This window comes from Okeania sp. SIO2B9 (genome assembly GCF_010672505.1).
Taxonomy (GTDB): domain Bacteria; phylum Cyanobacteriota; class Cyanobacteriia; order Cyanobacteriales; family Microcoleaceae; genus Okeania; species Okeania hirsuta.
Window position 1 is genome coordinate 1 of record NZ_JAAHGK010001180.1, and the last position, 2,386, is coordinate 2,386.

At 35.9% G+C, this 2,386-nt stretch carries 3 protein-coding genes; 2 read left to right on the forward strand and 1 reads right to left on the reverse strand.

Translation table 11 applies throughout. The annotated features are described in order from the left end of the window. Positions 1-167: 167 nt before the first annotated feature. Positions 168-992: a TIGR00297 family protein gene (locus F6K13_RS28650; RefSeq protein ID WP_124145152.1), complete on the forward strand. Its 825-nt coding sequence runs from the start codon at positions 168-170 to the stop codon at positions 990-992. 389 nt (positions 993-1,381) lie between these two features. Further along, complete coding sequence (locus F6K13_RS28655; protein WP_124145153.1) at positions 1,382-2,146, forward strand: peptidyl-prolyl cis-trans isomerase; 765 nt, start codon at positions 1,382-1,384, stop codon at positions 2,144-2,146. Here F6K13_RS28655 and F6K13_RS28660 read toward each other — a convergent pair. Continuing rightward, positions 2,143-2,386, reverse strand: a 244-nt coding sequence (locus F6K13_RS28660) for a hypothetical protein (RefSeq protein WP_287289239.1), incomplete at its 5' end; no start/stop codon positions are given. The two genes, F6K13_RS28655 and F6K13_RS28660, sit on opposite strands and share 4 nt — an antisense overlap.

Genomic DNA, 2,386 nt, shown 5'->3' on the forward strand with positions numbered 1-2,386 from the left:
CCTTTTAAGGGGATAAAAAAAGAGAATATTCCTGATGTCAAGCCTCCTGATTGCAGAGGTACTGATAACTGATAACTGAGAACTGAAATGACCCTTACTTTTTTTCCATACTCTTCTTTCTTCCTTCCAGTTAAAATTAGAATAGATGTTTCCAATGAGTAGATACTATGTTTTCTGCAATTAATTCTATAAATCCTTGGCTAATAGCTATCAGCTTAAATACTATCTTACTCAGTCTCGTTTATTTTGCCCCTAAAAAATTGTTAACCCCAGCAGGAATACTTCATGCTTGGATATTAGGAGTAATAATTTGGGGTAGTTTGGGTTGGCCTGGATATCTAGTGGTGGCCTTTTATTTTTTAGTAGGCTCCGGTGTTACCCGCATTGGAATGGCCCAAAAACAGGCGGCCGGAATTGCAGAAAAGCGAGAAGGAGCTAGAGGGCCAGAAAATGTTTGGGGTTCAGCTCTGACTGCTGCTATCTGTGCTGTGGGAGTTTGGATCATTGGTCTGTTATACCCGAATCATCCTCCCATAGAAAATTTACCATTTTTACTAATGTTGGGTTATGTAGCTAGTTTTAGCACTAAGCTTTCTGATACTTGTGCTAGTGAAGTAGGAAAAGCTTATGGTAAGCGGACTTTTTTAATTACAACTCTACAACCAGTACCACGGGGAACCGAGGGTGCTGTGAGTTTAGAAGGGACTTTAGCTGGTATCGTAGCTTCCGTGGCGATCGCTCTGGTTGGTTGGTCTGTAGGTTTAATTGACTTGACAGGAATAGCTTTTTGTGTATTAGCAGCCTTTATTGCTACTAATTTAGAAAGTGTGATTGGGGCAACTGTACAATCTCAGTTTGAATGGTTAACCAATGAAATAGTAAATATTATTAATACTTTAATCGGGGCGATCGCTGCAATTTTATTAGCCATAGTTTGGTACTATGCTCTAGTAAGCATTCAGCCGTCAGCTATCAGCTATCAGCAGTTTTAGATAAAAGCTTTACTAATTAAGTCAGAGTCAAGTATTACTACAAAAATTGGCTAAAACAGTCTATTGACAGTGAGCTAGCTGTTTGCGTAGTATTACGCAGGAAATGCTCATATGCTCTAACTTCAGTAATTTAACTAAAACGTATTATCTTTTGATGTTGGGTTTAATACCCCGCCGTCTACAGGGTGTGGACAATTACTTGGGGTTTGTAGACAGGAAGTGGTCGGTCGTTGACTATCCCCATCCACTTTTTCAGTCCTTCAGTCCTTCCTTCTTTCTTCTTCCTTCTTCCTTCTTCAAGAAGATTTAGTAAAGGCAGATTGAAAAAATGATTAGTTGAGATAGACTAAAATCTGGAGCAAGATTAGCTAAAGAATGGAATATTAAAAATGGAATCTAAACCACTATTAACTATAGGTGAAGAACAATTATCTTGGGGGCAAGGTTTAAGATATTTACAAGCATCTGGAAAATTACAATCTTTTGTCACAGAAATTGTCCGTCAATATGTGATAGAAAAAGAATTGCAATCTAGGGAAGATATTAATGTAAATCCGGCTGTTATTCAACAGGCTATGATTGATTTTAGATTGCAAAGAAAGCTGGAAGACCAAAAAAAATTTCAAGAATGGCTACAACAGAATCGAATTAACTATAATGCTTTAGAATCACAGATAGAAAATTCTTTTAAACTAAAGCAATTAAAAGACTCAGTTACTGTAGAGAAAATAGAAACATATTTTAATGAACGGAAAGCAGGTTTAGATTATGTAATTTTATCTAGAATTGTGGTGGGAGATAAAGAATTAGCAGATGCTTTGCGTCGAAAAATTGTGGAAGAAGGTAGCAGGTTTGAAGATTTAGCCAAGGAATATTCAGTGACAAATGATAAAAATTTTAATGGTATTATGGGTGCTGTTAGTTTAAGTAGTTTGCCAGAAGATTTGAGAAATAGTGTTAATACAGCTAATCCTGGAGAGATTTTAGGACCATTTCAGACTAATAAGTTTTGGAGTTTATTTAGGTTAGAGCAGTTACAAGGTGCCTCTTTAGATAATCCTGAAATTAGGAAAAAATTAGACGGTGAATTATTTGAGCGCTGGATATCAGAGAAACTTCAAGATAACAAGATTACTCTTCATGTAAATGATTAAATTAATACTATAAAGGGTGGGGAGTTTGGTTGAGGGAAGAGTAGGGAAGTTATATGGAACTTTCCTACAAAAATATTTGATTTATAACTAAGTATCCAAAAATGGGCGTTGGATGTATTTAAGCGAGTTATCACGCTATTTTTACCAATAAATTTATTGATTCTTTTAGCTATATTTGTAACCAATAAATCACTCCAATCATATCCTAAGTCATCAATGCGCTTAAAGCGATTTATGCCT

What these genes read in the sequence shown, in the direction of transcription:
- F6K13_RS28650 (WP_124145152.1), top strand. Translation starts at nt 168, where the DNA reads ATGTTTTCTGCAATTAATTCTATAAATCCTTGGCTAATAGCTATCAGC.
- F6K13_RS28655 (WP_124145153.1), top strand. Translation starts at nt 1,382, where the DNA reads ATGGAATCTAAACCACTATTAACTATAGGTGAAGAACAATTATCTTGG.